The sequence below is a fragment of the Prochlorococcus marinus str. MIT 0917 genome, assembly GCF_027359575.1.
GTDB lineage: Bacteria > Cyanobacteriota > Cyanobacteriia > PCC-6307 > Cyanobiaceae > Prochlorococcus_B > Prochlorococcus_B marinus_D.
Window position 1 is genome coordinate 1345937 of record NZ_CP114784.1, and the last position, 19506, is coordinate 1365442.

The window sequence follows — 19506 nt, forward strand, 5'->3', positions numbered from 1 at the left end:
AGCTTGTGCGGTTTTACCGTTATTTAAATGACTTTGCGTGTAGCGATTAATGGATTCGGAAGAATTGGACGCAATTTTATGCGTTGTTGGCTCAGTAGAGGTACAAATACAAATATTGAGGTGGTCGGTATTAACGTCACTTCTGACCCAAAAACTTGTGCCCATTTGCTTAAGTATGACTCTATTCTGGGTGCTATAAAAGATGCCGAAATTTCACACACAGACGATACATTTCAAATTAATGGCAAAACTATAAAATGTTATTCAGATAGAAATCCATTAAATCTCCCTTGGAAAGAGTGGGGAATTGATTTAGTAATTGAGTCTACAGGTGTATTTAATACTGATGTTGGTGCTAGTAAGCATTTACAAGTTGGAGCTAAGAAGGTAATTCTCACTGCACCTGGTAAGGGTGATGGTGTAGGTACTTATGTCGTTGGCGTTAATGCCGATACTTATTCTCATGAAGATTTTGATATCCTCAGCAATGCAAGTTGCACCACTAATTGTTTAGCTCCAATAGTAAAAGTTTTAGATCAACAGTTAGGCATTAATAAAGGTCTAATGACCACGATTCATAGTTATACGGGAGATCAAAGAATCTTAGATAATGCTCATCGTGATTTACGTCGTGCAAGAGCGGCTGCAATGAATTTGGTCCCTACTTCAACTGGAGCGGCTAAAGCAGTTGCTCTTGTTTATCCAGCAATGAAAGGCAAATTAACTGGTATTGCGATGCGAGTCCCTACTCCTAATGTTTCTGCAGTTGATTTAGTTTTTGAATCAAGTCGTAAAACTAGTGCTGAAGAGGTGAATTCATTATTGAAAACTGCTTCACAGGGAGAAATGAAAGGAATCATCAAATATGGTGACCTGCCTCTAGTCTCTACTGATTATGCAGGAACTAATGAATCAACTATTGTTGATGAAGCTTTAACAATGTGTATAGATGACAATATGGTGAAAGTTTTAGCCTGGTATGACAATGAGTGGGGCTATAGCCAAAGGGTTGTTGACTTGGCTGAAATTGTTGCTCAAAAATGGAAATAAATTTTAAATTTATCCTTAAAAATGTTGAAATAGACTTGATTGTTCAAGATTAATTGGTTCTGAGCTATCCCAAAAAATATTGGGTTTACCTTCTTTTATAAACCCAATAATGTTTGCGGGTTTAAATTCTTTTGAGAAAGCCTCTGCCCATTTTTTAGGAAGAGTAAGTATCAATTTATAGTCCTCTCCACCATTTAGGATCCAATTATCCAAAATTGAATCTTCTGGCCATTCAGGGTCTTTAAGAATAGAAGTTTTTGACAAAACTGCTTGGCAGTTACTGCTTTGGCAAATTCCTCTAATTGATTCAAGCATTCCATCACTGCTATCAGTTCCTGCGGCTCTCCAACTTGTTGATTCAGGCTTGCACTTTCTTAATGCCTTCAGTGCCTTTATGGCTGGATAGGGACGTTTATGTGCGCTTATAGCTCTATTAGTAAGTTCACGACTTATTTGGACTTCACTTGGTAGTTGCTCGGATGTTAATAGCGCTAAACCTAATCTACTTAATCCATGGAATCCAGTGCTAACAATATAATCTCCTGGTAAAGCGTTTCCTCTATGGAGTCTGGGTCGTTTCATTTCTCCAATTGCTGTAATTGAAATCATCTTTGTTTCTCCACAAGAGCAATCTCCACCAATTATTTCTCCTCCAAATTCTTGCATCGCTTCCCACATCCCTTCATATAGGTTTTCTACCCATTTCCAATGTGTGTTTGGTGGTAAAACAAGTCCAACAGTAAAAGAAATTATATTTTCTGAGCCGCTGCAAATAAGATCAGAAATATTTGTGGTAATACATTTCCAGCCTATATCTTTTGCATTAGATATTTTTTCAGAAAAATGAATTTTTTCTACTAGTAAATCAGTATTAATCAATAAGGTTTTATTGGTTGTATTTATTTCTGCCAGATCATCATCTATCTGTCCATATCGCATAAATTTTTTTAAACGATTCAGTAATTCTATTTCACCTAAATCTTTAATTGTAGTTGTCACTTTATTTGAAATTTAAGCTTGAAGTTTAAGATTTTCTGAACCATTTAATACTTTAATTGAGATAATTTTATCATCTACTCCAAGTTTATTTAATATTTCAGAACCTTCTATTACATATCCAAAAGCTGCGTTTCTTCCATCAATAAGATTACGTCCAGCTGGATTTAATTCAGCTTCATATAAGAAGAAGAAAAATTGAGATGAACCATCATTTAAATCTTCTTCAGAGTGAGCCCAGCCAAGTGTTCCTAGAGTTGCAAAAGGAAGGGTTGGTGTTTCTGTGTAAAGACCAACTTCCTCAAAGGTTTCTCCATAAAGCGTATCTTCTAAATTAGGAGTTCTTATTTCTAATGGAACTTTTCTCAACTCATTATTCTCAGTGTCTACATATCCATTTGCTTCTCCTTTAGGATCCCCAGTTTGAAGAATAAAAAATTCTTCAGCTCTATTAATTGGTAAACCATCGTAAAAACCTTTTAATGAAAGATCGATAAATGCACCAGCCGTTAGAGGAGCATTATAACCATCAATAATTGCGCTCATATTTCCTTGGGATGTTTTTATTTCTACATTTGCTCTACCTAAAAGTCTTGGTAAATTGTCATATTCACTGGGTATTTTATATGGAAAATCATTAGTGATTAAAAGAGACTCTAGATCATCAATTGTTTTTAAACTTTTACGTCTGATGTCAAGAAATGATACTTTATTTTTTTCGTTTGCTATTTGTCTTAATTCATCAAGTTCTTCATTTAAATCATAAAGAAGATTAACTGCTTTTTCTTTATTTTCCTCTGGTATGGAGTCAAGAATTTGATTTTTTCTATTGCTTGCTAAGAATTGACTTCTTGAGGTGGCTTTGCTAACAGCTGACCATCTACTTCCTCGAAGATCGTCGCTAGTATCTTCAAGTTTGTTTTGTAATTCACGTAATTCTTTTTGCTCAATCGGTAAAGAATTTCTTAATATTGCATATGGATCTTTTAGTCGATTACCATTTGGAAGGCTTGCAACAGCAGGGTCAATCCATGGAGAGCTCAACGAAAATAGGATTGTTAGCAGGGCAAGAATGCAAATCTTTTTTGCCATATTGAATCTATGTTTTGCATGACTTTGGCACAGACTTATGATCGATTGGTATCTTTTGTGTGAATGATTTCAAGTAACGACTTTCGCACTGGCACTACGATCGAGTTAGACGGTGCAGTTTGGCGTGTTATTGAATTTCTACATGTCAAGCCTGGCAAGGGTTCTGCATTTGTCAGGACTAAATTAAAGGCGGTAGTGAGCGGTAGTGTTGTCGAAAAGACTTTTAGAGCTGGGGAAATGGTTCCACAAGCTCTTTTGGAGAAATCAAAGTTGCAACATACATACATGGAAGGAGATGATTTTGTATTTATGGATATGACTTCTTATGAAGAAACACGCCTAACAGCTAAACAAATTGGTGAAAGTAGGAAATATCTAAAGGAAGGTATGGAGGTTAATGTATTGTCTTGGAATGAAAAACCTCTTGAAGTTGAATTGCCCAACTCAGTTGTTTTAGAAATAAAAGAAACTGATCCTGGCGTCAAAGGTGACACAGCTTCGGGAGGGACAAAGCCTGCAATCTTGGAAACAGGAGCTCAAGTAATGGTCCCATTATTTATTTCAATTGGTGAGAAAATCCGAGTAGATACTCGAAATGACAGTTATCTAGGCCGAGAAACACAATGACTATGAATCTTGATCATGAAGAGCTTCATCGCTTGTTGGCAACTTTAGCTGAGAGCGATATTCAAGAGTTTCGACTTGAGGGAGAGGACTTTTCCTTGGAAGTTAAACGTAATCTAGGGACTTCCTCGGATTCAATTGCTTCTCAAAAGAAAATTATTTCAGAAGAGATTATTTCAGAAGAGATTGATCCACCATCTCAACGTAAAATAGAGGCTTCTCCAGCACCAAGCACACCTCCTCCTTCAGTGCCAGGGTCACGCTCTGATTTGGTCGAAGTAACTGCTCCTATGGTTGGTACCTTCTATCGCGCACCAGGCCCAGAAGAGCCCCCTTTCGTGGATATTGGATCGAGAATCAGTGTGGGTCAAGCAGTTTGTATTCTTGAGGCAATGAAATTAATGAATGAATTAGAGTCAGAAGTAAGTGGTGAAGTAATTGAAATTCTTGTTGAGAATGGAACTCCAGTGGAGTTTGGTCAAGTTTTAATGAGATTAAAACCTGTCTAAAAGTTTTACTTATTGAGAAAGAAGCCAAGCGTTATTTATTGCAGCAAGCATACTTTTTTCTCTTGCCTTGAACTTACCTGCGATATCAAGTGCAGTTCCGTGATCAGGTGATGTTCTTACAAAAGGAAGCCCAAGCGTTGTGTTAACAGCCTCATCAAAGGCGATCAGCTTGACCGGTATAAGAGCTTGATCGTGATAGAAAGCGAGTATTCCGTCAGGTGCATTATTTTCAAAGGAGGTGTCATGCCATGCTTTTGCTGATGAAATCCAGCAGCTATCTGGAGGGATAGGCCCACTAATTTTGATAGCTGGATTATCTAATTTCCATTCATTTATAGTAGGAATAATTAAGTTTTTTTCTTCGGTTCCAATTTTTCCGTCTTCTCCAGCATGTGGATTTAAGCCCGCTATATGTATTAATGGTTTTTCTTTGAACTTAAGACAGAAATGCAATAAGGCATCTAACTTAAATCTAATTAATTCTTTTGTTAAACTATCATTGATTTTGTTAAGAGGTATATGTGTTGTAGCCAATAAAGTATTAAATCTCCACCCATTGTTTGGTGATCTTGCTGTAAAAAGCATAGAAGTTCTTTTATTAGTTAACTTACCTAATAATTCAGTTTGCCCTGCAAAGTCATGACCAGCTTTATACCAGGCAATTTTTGAAATAGGAGCTGTAACTAGAGCATTAGCTTTCCCTTCTAAAAGTATATTAGTTGCATTACAAAGCCATTGAAAGCTAGCTGACCCAGAATATGCATCGACTATTCCTGGAATAACTTTCTTTGTTAATGGAATATCAATAATATCAAGCTTATGTGGATCAGGGATATTATTGAATCCATGTTTAATTAACTTTGAACAAGTTTTAAAAATATTATTTTTGCAACCTACAAGTAAAGGCTCTATATTTTTATTTAAGTTCTTAGATCCAAGAGCTTTTAATGTTATTTCAGTTCCTATTCCTGCAGGATCTCCTAATGAAATAATAAGTTTGTTTTTATTTTTTGTTAATTTTTTAAAATCTTTCATTTGCAATAAGTTTTTTTGATTGAAATTTTTTAGCTTAAGAAAAGCTTTTAGTAAGGTTTAAACTAATAAATTTGAGGAAGTTTTGTAAAAAATAGTGAATAAAGATAATATTAAAAATAAAGAATATTAATTCATTTTTAATTGTGAGAAACAATTTTTTAATCCAGATTTAAAACTAGGATAAATTAGAGGATAACCAAGTATTTTGCATAATAACTTGTTATCAACTTTTCGATTTTCTTCCCAAAAAGATAGCGCCATTGGGCTCATTGTTTCTTTTGCAATTTCAAAAGGTACCTTTGATGGTATAGATTTTTTAGCTATTTTTGCTGCGAATGCAATAACTTCAAGATTATTTGTTGGTAAGTTATCAGCTACGTTTACTACAGAGGGATTCTTTCCTGCTGCATAGAGATTAATTAAAAATAAGACAGCCCCAGCAATATCATCGACATGCACTCTTGAAAACACTTGACCAGGCTTATCGACCATTTTTGTTGTTCCTTTCAGCAGGCTTTCAAATGCAGATCTGCCAGGTCCATAAATACCTGGCAATCTAATTATTTGGACAGGAAGCTTTGTTTCTAACCATTTTTTTTCGCAGGAAAATCTGCGAATACTTCTTTCTTGTTTAGGGTTTGGAGATGTATTTTCATTTACCCAATCTCCTTTTGTATCTCCATAGACACCAGTAGTAGATAAGTAACCCACCCACTTTAATTTTTTTGAATTCAGTAATTTAGCTTTGAGTTTATTTAGTACTGGGTCTTCTCCGTTTGATAAAGGAGGTATACAACTTAAAACATGAGTTGTCCCGTCGAAAATTTCATTAGAGATTTCTTTATCGGTGTTAAATATGAAATCAGCTCCTTTGCTATTTTCTTTTCTTCTGCTGCACAAAACTTTTGTTCCTAAACTTCTTCCTACACTTGCTATTCTTTGCCCACTAAATCCCCCGCCAAAAATGATGAATTTTGATTTTGGCGGTAGAGGATCTAATCGCTTGACAATATCTTCAATCATTAGTACAAATGTATTATGTTGATTATTTAGCCATGATTGCTTCTTATTTAAAGCCTAGCCTGAATTCCATTAATAGTGTTAGTAAATTTACTAACCATAAAAGATTACCTCTCCAAAAGAAAAATCAAAACTTAATAAAACCTTTTTTTGCTTCAATTATCTTTCTTCTGTGTATCAGTATTGTGCCCGAAAAGCCTTCTAATTTAGCTTCCATATGTGAAAAATATAATTCTTCTGTTGCTTGTCAAGTTTGGTAGTATTTTAAGCTGCTTGCCAAGAATAATCTTCATTCAATTGAGATTTTGAGCTCTTACAACTTTCGCTATTTTTAGGTTGAGCCCATTTTAGAAGTCTTAGAGCTAAACGAATGTCTCCTTCCGTCCAGGCTTTAATAGCCATAGAACGTCTTGGGTCGTAAAAACGTTGTTTTCTATACCATTCAAAAGCATCATTGTCTGTTTTTCTTCCATTGCATGAGAGGCAGGCAGGCACACAATTTTCAGTGATGCTTAATCCACCTTTGCTTCGTGGTAAGACATGATCAATTGATTCTGAGCTTTTCCCACAATATATACAGCTTTTACCGGTGTATTCATGTAATGATCTGCGCCATCTTCGGTCACGTAGCTTTGGGCAGAGATCCTCTAAGAAAACCGCGTCCCTATTGTGCATACGTATTAATTAATTAAATGAATTCTGCCTTGATAGGACCATAAGTCAATGTATCGAAAATTGCATTTTTAGATTTTATAAGATTATTTTTTAAATTGACTTAGAAAAAGCTCGCAACTGCTTGTATTTACATAAATTTTATTTAATCAATAATCATAACGATCAATGTATTTGCCTTTAGGACTTTTTTCTGTATTCTCGTTTAATGTATTTACTTCATTTTCCAATTCTTTATCACTACTAGATCCTATTGAGCTTGAGTCACCCGTATATAGATCACCTAAATAATTGATGCAATCTTCATATTTAGTAGGATCTTGAACCACTTCTTCAACAATGAAAGAAGCAGCTTGTTTCGGAGATGTTTTAAATAAACCTTGTTTTTTATTTTTTATAAATTGATAGGCTGCTTCCCAACTGGGTTCATGAGAGTTGCCCCCATTTCTCATAAAGCAATATATATCTGCTCCGTTTGTCACAGCTGCATTAATTTTTAAGCCTAAAGTTGAGCTGCAGACTAAACAAATTATTGAAATTGGTAAGAAGTTTCGCTTTATCCCAATTGGCATGATTTTAAGAGAATTATCAATCTTAAATTATCTATTTTTCTTTCTTCTGTCTAGCTTTAGCTTGTATTAGCGTTTCCATTTTATTACCTAACTTTTATGATCTTGATTTGAAAAAGATCGCATTTAAATACTCGCTAATTAAATTTTTTCAACTTTGATCTCACTTATTTTTTTAAGATGAATAAATTATCTATTCTTTGATATAGTGATTTGGAAAATTTTTTGTACTTAAATACTGAATAATGAATGCAGTACAAGTAAAAAAAGAAGCATTTTTAAAAGAGGCTGGTTATTTTTTTAAGGATGCATCAGTGCATGCTGACCAAGGAGATTTGCAATCATGTGCTGGTTTGATTTTAAAAGCACTTGATAAAGAGAGAATGGCTTGTGGGGTTGGACCTCAAGTGCTTCATCTAATTAAAACTAGATAGTTATTTCATTTATTTTTATAATATTATTCGTTATTTAGGACTGAAATTGTTTTTGCAATTCCTTCGCCAATTGGAACTTCTAGCTTGCCCATTTTATCTAGAGTGCTTTCTAACGCTGATATGACGCTAACAATATCTCTATCATTTACAAATCCCAAATGACCAATTCTAAAGATTTTACCTTTTAGGTGGTCTTGACCTCCAGCAAGGAGTATGTCGAAGTCATTCTTTATTGCTTTTCTGATGTTTTCTGCATCTATATTTTTTGGTTGAACAGCTGTTATTGCTGGACTTCCAAAACCTTCTTTTGTAAATAAGTTTAAACCCATTGCTTTTACTCCTTCTTGTATTGCTTTTTGATGACGAGAGTGACGTGTGAATATATTACTTAACCCTTCTTTTTGCATCATTTTTAATGAGGCTTCTAAGGCAAAATATAAATTTATTGCAGGTGTGAATGGATTACTATTTTTATTTACTGTCTTTAAATATTGTTTTAAATCTAAGTAAAATTTTGGTAAATTGGATTGATTATTAAACTCCCAGGCTCTTTTGCTCATAGCAACAAAACTGAGACCCGGTGGAATCATATAGCCTTTTTGTGAGCCTGAAGCTATTACATCTATTCCCCACTCATCCATTGGAATATTAGATGCACCAAGACTTGTAACGCAATCAGCTATTGTAATAGCTTTACTATTACTTTTTACTTCGTTATTTATTGTTTTAAGATCATTAATCACTCCGGTTGAAGTTTCTGAGTGAGTTAAAATTACAGCTTTAATTGTTTCACTAGTGTCTTCTTCAAGAATCCTCTTGAATTGATTGGGATCAAGAGGCTGTCCCCAATCAGCTTCTACGGTTTTCACGTCTAGGCCATAAGCTTTTGCTACCTTTACCCACCTTTCACCAAATTTTCCATTATTGCCACATATAACTCGATCACCTTTGCTTAATGTATTGATTATTCCTGCTTCCATTGCGGCTGTCCCACTTCCTGTAATTGTCAGGACATCAGCAGTTGTTTGGTGAAGCCATTTGAGTTGTTCAGTAGTTTTTTGAACAATTTCTTGAAAATCGCTACTTCTATGACCGATGGGATGTTTACTCATAGAACTCAAAACATTTTCTGGTACCGGTGTTGGTCCAGGAATCATTAGATTGAGTTTGTCTTGCATTTAATTATTTAAATCTGGATTATTATTATTTTAAAAAATTATTTAGGGAATTTCTGCTATCGTCAGCTCTTCCAATGATTTGAATGAATTTACTCTTCCAGTTTGGGTTGTTGCAGCTGCAAAGTCTGCAACGAACATACTTATTGGAAACAAATTTAAAGATACTGAGATAATTGACCTGCCTAATGAAAAAGAATCAATTAGTGTACCTGTTTGTTCTTCTGCATTACTCGATAATGGAGAGAGATCTTTAGGAGTAAGTCATTGTCAGTCTGGATTGCCTCTTGACATAACCAGAGGAGTAGAAATATGGGCTTATATTCAATTCAGTAAATTAAGTTTTCAATCCGAAAAAATAGTTGAAAATGATTTTCCTAATTGGCTTGATTTCCATGCCGGTTATGGCGTAGGTAAATATGAAATATCTGGTCAGCCATGTATCTCTAAGTTTGCGCGTGATTTGCTGTGTATAAACCTTTATCCCCTCGTACCCAAAGGCAGTTCAATTAAAGTTGAGATTGTTTTACCTGAAGGTAAAGATCGTGCTTTAAGGACGAGTAACGAATCATTTGGAGTTGTTGATGGATTATCTCTGATTGGGACACAGGCTGAGGTGCAAGTTAGTGCTTCTCCTCATCAGTTGAGAAAATGCAAAGAGATTTTGCAGAACATTTGCTCTAAATCAAAATTTGATGGATGTCTTACTTTTGTGATTGGTGAAAATGGAATGGATTTAGCACTGAAGTTTGGACTTCCAGAAAATCGAATTATTAAAACGGGTAATTGGTTAGGCCCTCTTCTTGTGGCTGCTGCAGAAAATGGTGTTAAGAAACTTTTATTATTTGGTTATCATGGAAAGTTGGTAAAACTCTCTGGAGGCATTTTTCATACCCATCATCATCTCGCTGATGGAAGACTTGAAATTTTAACTTCACTTGCAGTTAGAGAAGGTATATCTTTTGATTTGATTCAGTTAATAAGTAAATCAACGTCGGTAGAAAATGCTTTATTAGCACTTGAAGCTCGCAACCCAGAAGTGGTGAATTTGATTTGGGGCAGAATGGCCAAAGAAATTGAAATTAAAAGCCGGAACTATGTTAATCGATATTTGTCTTCATCGATGGAGGTAGGATCTGTGTTGTTTGATCGTAAAAGGAAAATTCGTTGGGCTGGTTTTGATGGAGTTAAACAAATAAATTCTTTGGGGTTAATGCTTAAGTGATAGGCACATTCCTATGCTCTTAATTAGTCTATTTGATAAGAATGATTTCTAAGGATGCATCAGGTTGATATGGCTTCAATGATTTCAGAGGAAAAACGTAATCCAGCAATCGTAATTCTCGATTTTGGTTCTCAATACTCAGAACTAATTGCTCGAAGAATTAGAGAGACAGAGGTTTACTCATTAGTTATGAGTTACACAACATCTGCAGATCAATTGCGTTCTCTTATGCCTAAAGGGATCATTTTAAGTGGCGGCCCTGGATCTGTTTATGAAGCAGGTGCACCTTATTGTGATCCAGAGATCTTTCAATTAGGTGTTCCTGTACTTGGTGTTTGTTATGGAATGCAATTAATGGTTCATCAGCTAGGAGGATCAGTAAAACCTGCTACTGGGAAAGCAGAATATGGAAAGGCTCCTTTAGAAATTGATGATTCAACAGCTTTATTAACTAATGTCTTGAGTGGATCAACAATGTGGATGAGCCACGGGGATTCAGTTCAGGAATTGCCTGAGGGATTTGTCAGATTAGCTCATACTTCCAATACTCCAAAAGCAGCTATTGCTTTGCACGAAAAGAGCTTTTATGGAGTGCAGTTTCATCCTGAAGTGGTTCATTCTACTCAGGGAATGCTTTTAATAAGGAATTTCGTACATAATATATGTGCATGTGAGCCAGATTGGACAACAAATTTATTCATAGATGAAGCTGTTTCTCAAGTACAACAACAGGTAGGCGATAAAAAAGTTTTATTAGCTCTTTCGGGTGGTGTTGATTCATCAACTCTTGCATTTTTATTAAACAAAGCAATAGGACCTCAGTTGACGTGTATGTTTATTGATCAAGGTTTTATGAGAAAAGGGGAGCCAGAATTCTTAATGTCTTTTTTCGATGAAAAGTTCAAAATTAAGGTTGAATATATTAATGCTAGAGAAAGATTCATTTCAAAATTAAAAGGAGTAACTGATCCTGAGCAAAAGCGTAAAATTATAGGTAAAGAATTTATTAGAGTTTTTGAAGAGGAGAGTCTTAGATTGGGCCCCTTTGATTATTTGGCTCAAGGTACGCTTTATCCAGATGTAATAGAAAGCTCTGGAACAAATATTGATCCAAAAACTGGTGAACGAATAGCGGTTAAAATAAAAAGTCATCATAATGTCGGAGGCTTACCAAAAGATTTACAATTTAAATTAGTAGAGCCCTTGAGACGTTTATTTAAAGATGAAGTTAGAAAAGTTGGTAAATCATTGGGATTACCTGATGAGATTGTTAGAAGACACCCATTTCCAGGTCCAGGATTGGCTATAAGAATTTTAGGAGAGGTTACTCATGAAAAATTAAATTGTTTAAGGGATGCAGATTTAATTGTGCGAGAGGAGGTGAATAATGCTGGTTTGTATAACGAGATTTGGCAGGCTTTTGCAGTTTTGTTGCCTGTTTATTCAGTTGGAGTAATGGGAGATCAAAGAACCTATGCATGGCCAATAGTTGTTCGTTGTGTTTCAAGTGAAGATGGAATGACCGCAGATTGGTCTCGTTTACCGTATGAAGTTCTTGAAAAAATTTCTAATCGGATAGTTAACGAAGTTAAGGGAGTTAATAGAGTTGTTGTAGATATAACAAGTAAACCCCCAGGAACTATTGAGTGGGAATAACTCGTCTACTAAAAGGTAGATATAGTCTAAAAAATAGGGTTTGTCACAAGTTCACCTCCTGATATTAGTTGACGAAACAACAGGGATTTAACCCCTTGTGTTTGTCACGGGTTTGTTTATGACCTTGTCAGCGTCTTCATGAAGAAATCGTAGAAAGGTGTTTTTCCCTGAAAGATTAAAGATTTTTATTCTGTGGAAGTTTTCAATTCTCCGTTTTAGAAACCCAGAACTGATACATCGCTATGAAGGTATGTGGCTGTTTTTCTTCAAATTTTTCCCAGTTTTGTAAGTTTGTTTGTTTTTTATCCTCTGGGAAATATTGCTTATAGAGTGATTTAACTGGTTTTGGAAGCAAGAATCCAAGAAACTCTAATTCATTAGATTTGAGAGTTTCTTGTAGTTGGTTAATGGTGAACCTATGTTCTGCTGCGTGAAAGCATAGATCACGGAATTCTGATAATGAATAAAAGTCCCCCATTGATTTAAAGGATTTTAATTCGCTTAACGCACCTGAAATAATTTTTTGTCTAAAATCACGAATGTTATCCTCATTTGTTTGAAGTTTTTTGCTGGAAATATAATTCCTTGCTTTAATAATGTCTTGTCTTGCTAGTTCGCTATATAATCCTAATTTAAGAAAACCATTATCTTTTAAACTACCTAATAATGTTTTCAATCCTTGTGAGGGATCATTCATATGGTGTAAAACCCCTCCACATTCAATAATATCAAATTGTTCTTCTAGTAAACTAACTTCTAAAATATCCATCTGAATCAGTTCAACATTATCAATTTTCAGTTCATTTATTTTTCTTTGAGCATAAGAAAGACTAGATAAACTTAAATCTATAGCAATTATTTGAGCGTTCTTATACCTCTGTGTTTGTAAAATTTGATTACCAGTTCCACACCCAGCAATAAGAACTTTTAATTGATTATTATCTACACTTTGCCTTATATAATTAGGATTAATTTCAGTATTAATTGCTTGAATAATAGATATCTTTTGGTTTGTTTGATGACTGCTATACCTCCATCTAGGATATGGATGTTCTTCGTATTGAGATTTTACTTTTTGAGAAATATCATCATTAATTGACCCTAGTTTCTTGATGTTTTTGGATAATTTAATTTCTTTTAGAGGGTCTGTTATTTGTAATGTCATTAGTTCATTAAAACTTTGATTAGACGAAATAAACGATTTTAAAGATGGAATCCGATTAAGAAGTTTATATAGTGGGAAGTAACATGATAAAACTGAAATATTTGTTTCACTTAATTCATCATCTTGACACCTTTTGATGATGGTTTCTAGAGATGCTTTTTCTTCTTCAGTAACTGAATAAACATATTCATTTAAGAAGCATTGTTCTCCTAATGCAATAATAAATTGCAATGCAGAATAATTAATAGTTTCTGTATTTTTAGCGATAATATCGCATATATTTCTTCTGATTTTAGTTAGCGATTCCTCCAATTTTGCATCACAAAAGATAATCTTTTTAAGTGCATTAATTATGACTTTATCATTAATAAGCAATTCTATTCTAGAAAAATCTGAATCAATTTTTTCTAGACTAATAATTATTTCATTGCTATATATAAAGTTAAATGCTCTTGTTAACTCCTTATGTGAAATATCATTCTTTTCTAGCAGAAGATTTATTATATGTTTTAATTTTGATTGATTTAATTGGGATGGATCTGAATCCTTTAGCAATCTTGCTATTGAGGCATAAATATTATAAAGTTTTGGATTGATATCAATAGATTTTAGATAAGAATCAAACGCTTCTTGTGATTTGCCAATATCATTCAATATATTTCCCAGGTTGTAATGCGCTTCTGCGTAATCAGGTTTAATTTCAATTGCTTTGCGGTATGAGATTTCTGCTTCTTGTAATTTGCCAAGATCATTCAATATGACTCCCAGATTAGAATGCGCCTCTGCGTAATCAGGTTTAATTTCAATTGCTTTGCGGTATGAGATTTCTGCTTCTTGCAAGTTACCAAGATCTCTCAATATATTTCCCAGGTTGTAATGCGCTTCTGCGTAATCAGGTTTAATTTCAATTGCTTTGCGGTATGAGATTTCTGCTTCTTGTAATTTGCCAAGATCTCTCAATATATTTCCCAGATTGGAATATGCCTCTGCGTAATCAGGTTGAATTTCAATTGCTTTGCGAGTAGATAATTCTGCTTCTTTTAATTTGCCAAGATCTCTCAATATATTTCCCAGATTGTAATGAGCATCTGCGTAATCAGGTTTGATTTCAATTGCTTTGCGGTATGACAATTCTGCATCTTGTAATTTGCCAAGATCTCTCAATATATTTCCTAGATTCAAATGAGCCTCTGCGTAATCAGGTTGAATTTGAATTGCTTTGCGATATAACACTTCTCCTTCTTGTAATTTACCAATAGCTTGTAACAAATTTGCCAGATTGTAATGAGCATCTGCGAAATCAGGTTTAATTTCAATTGCTTTGCGATATAACACTTCTGCTTTTTTTGATTTACCTTGACCTTGTGAAATTATTCCATAATTATAAAAAACTCGGTGATCATTGAAACCTTGATTTATACAATACTGATAACATTTTGTTGCTTCTGGAATATTTCCTTTTAGATGAAACTGAATTGCTTGATTGATTATTTGCTCTTTAGAAACTTTGATCTTCTTATTGTTTTTCTTTTTAGATTTATGCTTCTCTCCAAAACCTTTCATGTATCAATTTTTATTATTTCTCACTATACAATGTTTATAAGAATTTAAATAATATTTTCAATGAACTTTCTACGATTATACAGAAAATCAACTCATAGACTAGAACTAATGCTCTTCATTTCTGAACTTTGTCAGTTTGTCACGGGTTTGTCATGAGAAAACAATCCTTGAGAACCCAGTTATATCTTGATTCTTTTTAGTAGGGACTATTCAGTGGGAATAGTTTAGGGCAGTAAAACCCAGTCCACCACTCAAAAACCCACTTCCACGTGACTTCCACGTAGGAATTTAAGTGCCAAGGTGACAGGGATTTCAAATGTCACTTCCACTTCACTTCCACGTGTCACCTTGTCACCTTCTCTGTAAAGACATCGTAGATAGTTCATTTTCTCTACACCTGAACCGTAGAGAACTTGTAGAGAAAACGTTTTAGAGGAATTGGTTATTTTCTTATCAACTATTTGATAATTTATATTTTTGATATTGACTACTTTTATAAGACTAGTCAGAAAATATAGATGTATGACTATGAAAAGTATCATTTATACAGACTAAGGATTGATACGCATCTTCTGGATTTAGACTATTAATCTTTCTCTCAATCCTTATCAACACTGAAGTCTTTTAATCATATTTTAGTCACAATTTAGTCGCAATTCATTTTATTTTAGTCGCAGTTTTCCAATCAGGTCTTGAATTCACTTCCCCAATCTAGCGAGGCAAAGGGATTTCAAGCGATAAGGAAAGGTGCGTATTAGTCATTTTGTCGCAACATGGTCGTAATTTATTAGACGTTTGTAATCTGCTTTTTATCTAATTTCCAAAAGTACAAACCTGATCGATAACACCCAAAATCAATTTATCTCCATTGGGATCTTTCCATTCTGAATCTTGATTCTTGAACTCATTAAATTCCTTTGCTCCTACTGCAACGTCTCTAAAAGAATTTGCCGAACAGTTGACATCCATCGTGTACAGAATGTCTTGAGTAATTTCAGTAGTGCTTGTAGGAATAAATTTGCTGAATACTCGTATGGATCCATCTTTATTTTTTTGTACGCTGTTCTTATCCCATAATTGCTTTCCATACTGACTCTTTGGAACTCCAACCCACTCATGTGATAGAGCATCTATTTTTGACGGGTAGAGAAAAAGTAGGAGCGCGAAGCAACTAAGACAAATACTTCTAAAAGTTCTGAAGGTCATTAGGTAAAAAACATTATTGTTATCGTTGATGGAAACTTCACATCAGTACGTCAATTTTATGAACAGACTGCTCTCTGGTGAGAGATCTAAATGGATCTTTGTAATTGGACTTGTTGCGATAGGTGCTGGATTTACAGCAAAGAATGTGATCTCATATCCAACTGAATGCACTACTCCAGAAATGGTCACTTTGAGATGAAATACAACTGGAAAGATCTTTTAGTAGATGCTGCAATCGTGGCGGTTGTTCTTGGAGAAGTGACACTCATTGTTGGTTCGTTTCCAGCGACCTTCAGTAAGTTGCTTCCATTTCTGAAATAGGGGATCGAAAAATGTATAAAACTAAAAAAGAAATAGAAGATTGGATAAAAAAATTCAATCTAGAACAAGTTGAGAGGATGAGAGCAGACAATTATTTGGATCACATAAACGATGACGATTTAGATGGAAATGAAAGGTTTAGAAGTGGTGGAAATTGGTCAGTAGAACTTCTTGCTCCACAAGCATTACTTGATTTGCTACCAGAATGGGAAAGTAAAAATTGGTGGGAAGTCAGTGTTGTTATTGATGGTGAAGGTGAAGGAGTTTTTGATTCAGAGCAAGAAGCATTAGATGAATATGGGGTTAACAGTATTGATGAAATAAACGTACATTTCGCAAGAAGGTTTTATGACGTTTCATTAGACGAAGAGGAATGGTGGATCTCGTTAGAAAAAGAAATCGAGGGTAAAACTGGTCTGCCTTTTGAACAATTTAGAGTGAATTATGGTTAGGCAGCATCTTCATTTATCTGATGTTCCATTAGTTCCCAATCTTGGGTTAAGAGTTCATGCCAAGTTTCAATAGCAGATTCGAGATCAATTCTTCTTGTATTTTTTAATTTGGTTGGAGTGCCATCTTCAAGGCAATACCAAAGTTGTGTATACACTCTTGGGAATGCCATTTCGGATTTGGGATCACGAATAAAGAACATACAAAATTCTCTAGTAGGTGATACCAACCATCCTGTTGGAGTTGGGATTGCTTCTCTGATTGGTTGATTCATATAACTGATATCCGATGGTGAAATCTATAAGAAGAGACAAAAAAAGCACGATGCTCACTTCGTGCTTCCTTTGTCGGTTTAGTGATGGGGATAACATTAATACAAACGTACTATATTTGTCTATTAGGTCAAGTCACCTATTTTTTCCATTAAAGAAGGGAGCGAGATTTTGGTCGCTCCCTTTGAGTCAAGCACTCAACTGACTGAACTAAATTTCCATATTTCCATCCTTTATTTAACTTTGACCCACAGAAGGTGCTGTGACTCCTAATTCATTAATAACAAATCCAGATCAGGTGAACATGAGAAAAAACTACTGTTTAACCAACCACCCAATAATCTTTGTGTTTCCTGAGAATGAGTTTGAGAAGATCGAGAATCATCATTTTTACCTCAATATTTCAACTGAAAGTAATAAGGAACAAGGTGTGGAAGTGTTCCAAGTGAGATTAAAAGGACAGAAAACCAAAGAAAGATCGATGAAAGAGTATTCGACCCATTGGATCTGAAACTACGTGTTGCTTGCATAATTAGATCTCCTGTTAGTTCAATGTTTTTTAGTAGTCCATTGAGCAGTTGCCAAACTGCAAACATTCATTCTCGTAATCGACCTCATCAAAATCAGTTTCATAATTTGAAACCAGATCGCACCAATCGTTCCCTTGCATAGGAACTCCACAAGATTTTGAGAATGTTTTTTTTACGTCTTCGATTGCATGTTTAAAAGGATTACCGCATGACATGGTTTGACCTCCTAATAGTGCCTTGATTTATATCTACTCCTCCTAATTCAAAAAATCTATAGGACAAAAACCCTAAAGTATTAACTCTGATTACCGCACAAAGAAAGACCCCTGAAAATAATCAGGGGTTTGGGTTGTTCCGACTGTTGCAGAGACCGCACGAAAGGTGACTCTGTTCACATCAGGAGGTGTGAGATTCCTCCTTAGAGTCAATGCACATTTCCCCTTTTTAATATCTTCGAGAGTGCGATGACTCTTGATTTATGTCTACTCCCCTTATTAGAAAATATCTATACAGAGAACCCAAATGTAGAAATACTTTGGTGTTCTTACCCATAGCAATTTCCATTCAGTAGTAGTAAAACATTCTCAGGAGTCAACGCACTTCCTTAGGTCTGGAGTGATGGACTCAAAGGGGGCGACCAAAATCTCGCCCTCTTACTACTTTTGAGGTATATCTATGACCAGAAAAAGAGACAAGATCTGGACAGCAATTATTGCAACTAAGCAATGGTTCACTAAACTTTTTACAAGTGAGGCAGATGCTTTGGTTGATGACTTCGGAAATAATCCACCACCAGAGATAGGAACTCAATCTTATTCAGGCGATATTCACGATAAAGGAGACTGATTTAACTCATTTAAATTGCATTAACATTAAGAAAGGGACCCTGCTGCCTCAGCGACCTTGAGTCCCTCTCTTCATTGACAGAACGAATTTTGGTAAGGAGTTGTTCTGCTTTTCCTTTTCTAATCAATTTCACAAAGGTTCTGCATCCGAAAAAATTCCTAATTAGATATCGTCCTCACTGTTTCCGAATGGGTTGTATCTGATATCAAAAATCAAAACTACTGCTGTGCTTAAAAGCAGTAATCCAAAAACAACTTGGGGAGGTGGAAATATCATTAGACCACTCTAGAAAAGGCACAAAAAAACCGCCCAGTTCTGTTAGGGCGGTTTCTTTGTGAGATCAGGCGCAAGTGTTTCCTTGTTTCCACTGCGGAGGATCTCAACTCCTCACAAAATCAACTTATTAGACGCAACTAGGGGTCTCAAGTGTTAGCAGATGAGTTTCTCAACTGTCACATGTGCCAATTCTATAAAATCAACCATTAAAAAAGCACCCTACTTACGCGAAGTCGAGTGCCTTTTTACAACAGAACTATTGTGTGAGGAGTTGTTCTGTTATTTCATTTTTACTCCTGTCTGCACCTTTTGTCACTAGGGAAACACAAACTGATGAAACCCTGCAAAAAAGGAACAAGAACACATGAATAGATCTACAGTTCAAAAGATTGTTGAAAGAGAAGGAGTGGCAGCATGACTAAAAAAAATAATTATGCAGGTGGATTATCTAATTACATTGTTTTGAAGGAAGAGAAGGAAGTTATTTTTTATTTGCATAACCCTTATCCAGATTGCTTGGAAATTCCAGCAATCATGAAGGCACGCTTCCCTGAGGATTACAAGAGCATAGTTGTCAGTTCATTGGATGAGTTTAAAAAATATGGAGGGAAAGCATGAGCACCAAATGGGATGACACCTCATGGCAAGAAGAGTTCTTAGAAATGAAGACATATAAACCTGAAGTAGTGAGACTGCTAATGGAAGGTCCAAGAGGATTCCGAGACGCATGGCAACTGGGTGCACTTCATGAGGAATACAAAAGATTGAAGAAGATATATGAGTAACTAAAACTGCAAAAAGAACAAAAGGAAGAACAGCA

General features: G+C 35.0%; 23 protein-coding genes. 12 read left to right on the forward strand and 11 right to left on the reverse strand.

Annotated elements, in window-relative coordinates:
* Positions 1-27 precede the first annotated feature (27 nt).
* On the forward strand, positions 28-1050 hold the full coding sequence (gene gap, locus O5637_RS07595; RefSeq protein ID WP_269603907.1) for a type I glyceraldehyde-3-phosphate dehydrogenase: 1023 nt from the start codon (positions 28-30) through the stop codon (positions 1048-1050).
* Positions 1051-1065: 15 nt separating this feature from the next.
* Here the strand turns inward: gap and thiL are convergent, their stop codons facing one another.
* The gene (gene thiL / locus O5637_RS07600; RefSeq protein WP_269603909.1) at positions 1066-2049 is read right to left on the reverse strand and encodes a thiamine-phosphate kinase; all 984 of its coding nucleotides are present in this window, start codon (positions 2047-2049) and stop codon (positions 1066-1068) included.
* A gap of 12 nt (positions 2050-2061) precedes the next feature.
* The gene (locus O5637_RS07605) at positions 2062-3138 is read right to left on the reverse strand and encodes a peptidylprolyl isomerase (protein WP_269603911.1); all 1077 of its coding nucleotides are present in this window, start codon (positions 3136-3138) and stop codon (positions 2062-2064) included.
* A gap of 63 nt (positions 3139-3201) precedes the next feature.
* Here O5637_RS07605 and efp point away from each other — a divergent pair, with 63 nt between their 5' ends.
* Positions 3202-3765: an elongation factor P gene (gene efp / locus O5637_RS07610; RefSeq protein ID WP_269603913.1), complete on the forward strand. Its 564-nt coding sequence runs from the start codon at positions 3202-3204 to the stop codon at positions 3763-3765.
* Positions 3762-4271: an acetyl-CoA carboxylase biotin carboxyl carrier protein gene (accB, locus tag O5637_RS07615; protein ID WP_269603915.1), complete on the forward strand. Its 510-nt coding sequence runs from the start codon at positions 3762-3764 to the stop codon at positions 4269-4271. Before efp ends, accB begins: the two co-directional genes overlap by 4 nt.
* Positions 4272-4280: 9 nt before the next feature.
* On the opposite strand, the gene pdxA is transcribed toward accB, so the two are convergent.
* From pdxA to O5637_RS07635, 4 genes are all read right to left on the reverse strand, one after another.
* Positions 4281-5306, reverse strand: coding sequence for a 4-hydroxythreonine-4-phosphate dehydrogenase PdxA (gene pdxA, locus O5637_RS07620; protein ID WP_269603917.1), 1026 nt, complete (start codon positions 5304-5306; stop codon positions 4281-4283).
* A gap of 126 nt (positions 5307-5432) precedes the next feature.
* Entirely contained in the window at positions 5433-6329 is an 897-nt protein-coding gene (locus O5637_RS07625) for an SDR family NAD(P)-dependent oxidoreductase (protein WP_269603919.1), read from the reverse strand.
* Between the two features lie 261 nt (positions 6330-6590).
* On the reverse strand, positions 6591-7001 hold the full coding sequence (locus O5637_RS07630; RefSeq protein ID WP_269603921.1) for an HNH endonuclease: 411 nt from the start codon (positions 6999-7001) through the stop codon (positions 6591-6593).
* Positions 7002-7147: 146 nt separating this feature from the next.
* Complete coding sequence (locus O5637_RS07635; protein ID WP_269603923.1) at positions 7148-7570, reverse strand: DUF6554 family protein; 423 nt, start codon at positions 7568-7570, stop codon at positions 7148-7150.
* Positions 7571-7812: 242 nt separating this feature from the next.
* On the opposite strand from O5637_RS07635, the gene O5637_RS07640 reads away from it, so the two are divergent.
* A complete protein-coding gene (locus O5637_RS07640; RefSeq protein WP_269603925.1) occupies positions 7813-8001 on the forward strand; it encodes a hypothetical protein in 189 nt (62 codons plus the stop codon).
* A gap of 23 nt (positions 8002-8024) precedes the next feature.
* Here the strand turns inward: O5637_RS07640 and O5637_RS07645 are convergent, their stop codons facing one another.
* Positions 8025-9179, reverse strand: a complete 1155-nt coding sequence (locus O5637_RS07645) for a pyridoxal-phosphate-dependent aminotransferase family protein (RefSeq protein ID WP_269603927.1) — start codon at positions 9177-9179, stop codon at positions 8025-8027.
* Between the two features lie 79 nt (positions 9180-9258).
* Between O5637_RS07645 and cbiD the strand changes: the two genes are divergently transcribed.
* Both cbiD and guaA read left to right on the forward strand, forming a co-directional pair.
* On the forward strand, positions 9259-10401 hold the full coding sequence (gene cbiD / locus O5637_RS07650) for a cobalt-precorrin-5B (C(1))-methyltransferase CbiD (RefSeq protein WP_269603929.1): 1143 nt from the start codon (positions 9259-9261) through the stop codon (positions 10399-10401).
* 69 nt (positions 10402-10470) lie between these two features.
* Positions 10471-12057, forward strand: a complete 1587-nt coding sequence (guaA, locus tag O5637_RS07655) for a glutamine-hydrolyzing GMP synthase (protein WP_269606952.1) — start codon at positions 10471-10473, stop codon at positions 12055-12057.
* A 202-nt stretch (positions 12058-12259) separates the two neighbouring features.
* On the opposite strand, the gene O5637_RS07660 is transcribed toward guaA, so the two are convergent.
* Together O5637_RS07660 and O5637_RS07665 are read right to left on the reverse strand one after the other, a co-directional pair.
* On the reverse strand, positions 12260-14785 hold the full coding sequence (locus tag O5637_RS07660) for a tetratricopeptide repeat protein (protein WP_269603930.1): 2526 nt from the start codon (positions 14783-14785) through the stop codon (positions 12260-12262).
* Between the two features lie 813 nt (positions 14786-15598).
* Positions 15599-15991 (reverse strand): hypothetical protein, encoded by a 393-nt coding sequence (locus tag O5637_RS07665; protein WP_269603932.1) that lies wholly within the window; start codon positions 15989-15991, stop codon positions 15599-15601.
* 58 nt (positions 15992-16049) lie between these two features.
* On the opposite strand from O5637_RS07665, the gene O5637_RS07670 reads away from it, so the two are divergent.
* The 3 genes from O5637_RS07670 to O5637_RS07680 are packed head-to-tail and all read left to right on the forward strand — an operon-like array spanning position 16050 to position 16764.
* Complete coding sequence (locus O5637_RS07670; RefSeq protein WP_187152509.1) at positions 16050-16190, forward strand: hypothetical protein; 141 nt, start codon at positions 16050-16052, stop codon at positions 16188-16190.
* A complete protein-coding gene (locus tag O5637_RS07675) occupies positions 16187-16312 on the forward strand; it encodes a hypothetical protein (protein WP_269603935.1) in 126 nt (41 codons plus the stop codon). Before O5637_RS07670 ends, O5637_RS07675 begins: the two co-directional genes overlap by 4 nt.
* A gap of 11 nt (positions 16313-16323) precedes the next feature.
* The gene (locus tag O5637_RS07680) at positions 16324-16764 is read left to right on the forward strand and encodes a hypothetical protein (protein ID WP_269603936.1); all 441 of its coding nucleotides are present in this window, start codon (positions 16324-16326) and stop codon (positions 16762-16764) included.
* On the opposite strand, the gene O5637_RS07685 is transcribed toward O5637_RS07680, so the two are convergent.
* A complete protein-coding gene (locus O5637_RS07685; protein WP_269603938.1) occupies positions 16761-17036 on the reverse strand; it encodes a DUF1651 domain-containing protein in 276 nt (91 codons plus the stop codon). The genes O5637_RS07680 and O5637_RS07685 overlap by 4 nt on opposite strands.
* A 557-nt stretch (positions 17037-17593) precedes the next feature.
* On the reverse strand, positions 17594-17779 hold the full coding sequence (locus O5637_RS07690; RefSeq protein ID WP_269603939.1) for a hypothetical protein: 186 nt from the start codon (positions 17777-17779) through the stop codon (positions 17594-17596).
* A gap of 460 nt (positions 17780-18239) precedes the next feature.
* Here O5637_RS07690 and O5637_RS07695 point away from each other — a divergent pair, with 460 nt between their 5' ends.
* The 3 genes from O5637_RS07695 to O5637_RS07705 all read left to right on the forward strand — a co-directional run bounded on the left by O5637_RS07695 (position 18240) and on the right by O5637_RS07705 (position 19471).
* A complete protein-coding gene (locus tag O5637_RS07695) occupies positions 18240-18410 on the forward strand; it encodes a hypothetical protein (protein ID WP_269603941.1) in 171 nt (56 codons plus the stop codon).
* Positions 18411-19100: 690 nt separating this feature from the next.
* Positions 19101-19304, forward strand: coding sequence for a hypothetical protein (locus O5637_RS07700; RefSeq protein WP_269603943.1), 204 nt, complete (start codon positions 19101-19103; stop codon positions 19302-19304).
* A complete protein-coding gene (locus tag O5637_RS07705) occupies positions 19301-19471 on the forward strand; it encodes a hypothetical protein (RefSeq protein ID WP_269603945.1) in 171 nt (56 codons plus the stop codon). Before O5637_RS07700 ends, O5637_RS07705 begins: the two co-directional genes overlap by 4 nt.
* Positions 19472-19506: the final 35 nt, after the last annotated feature.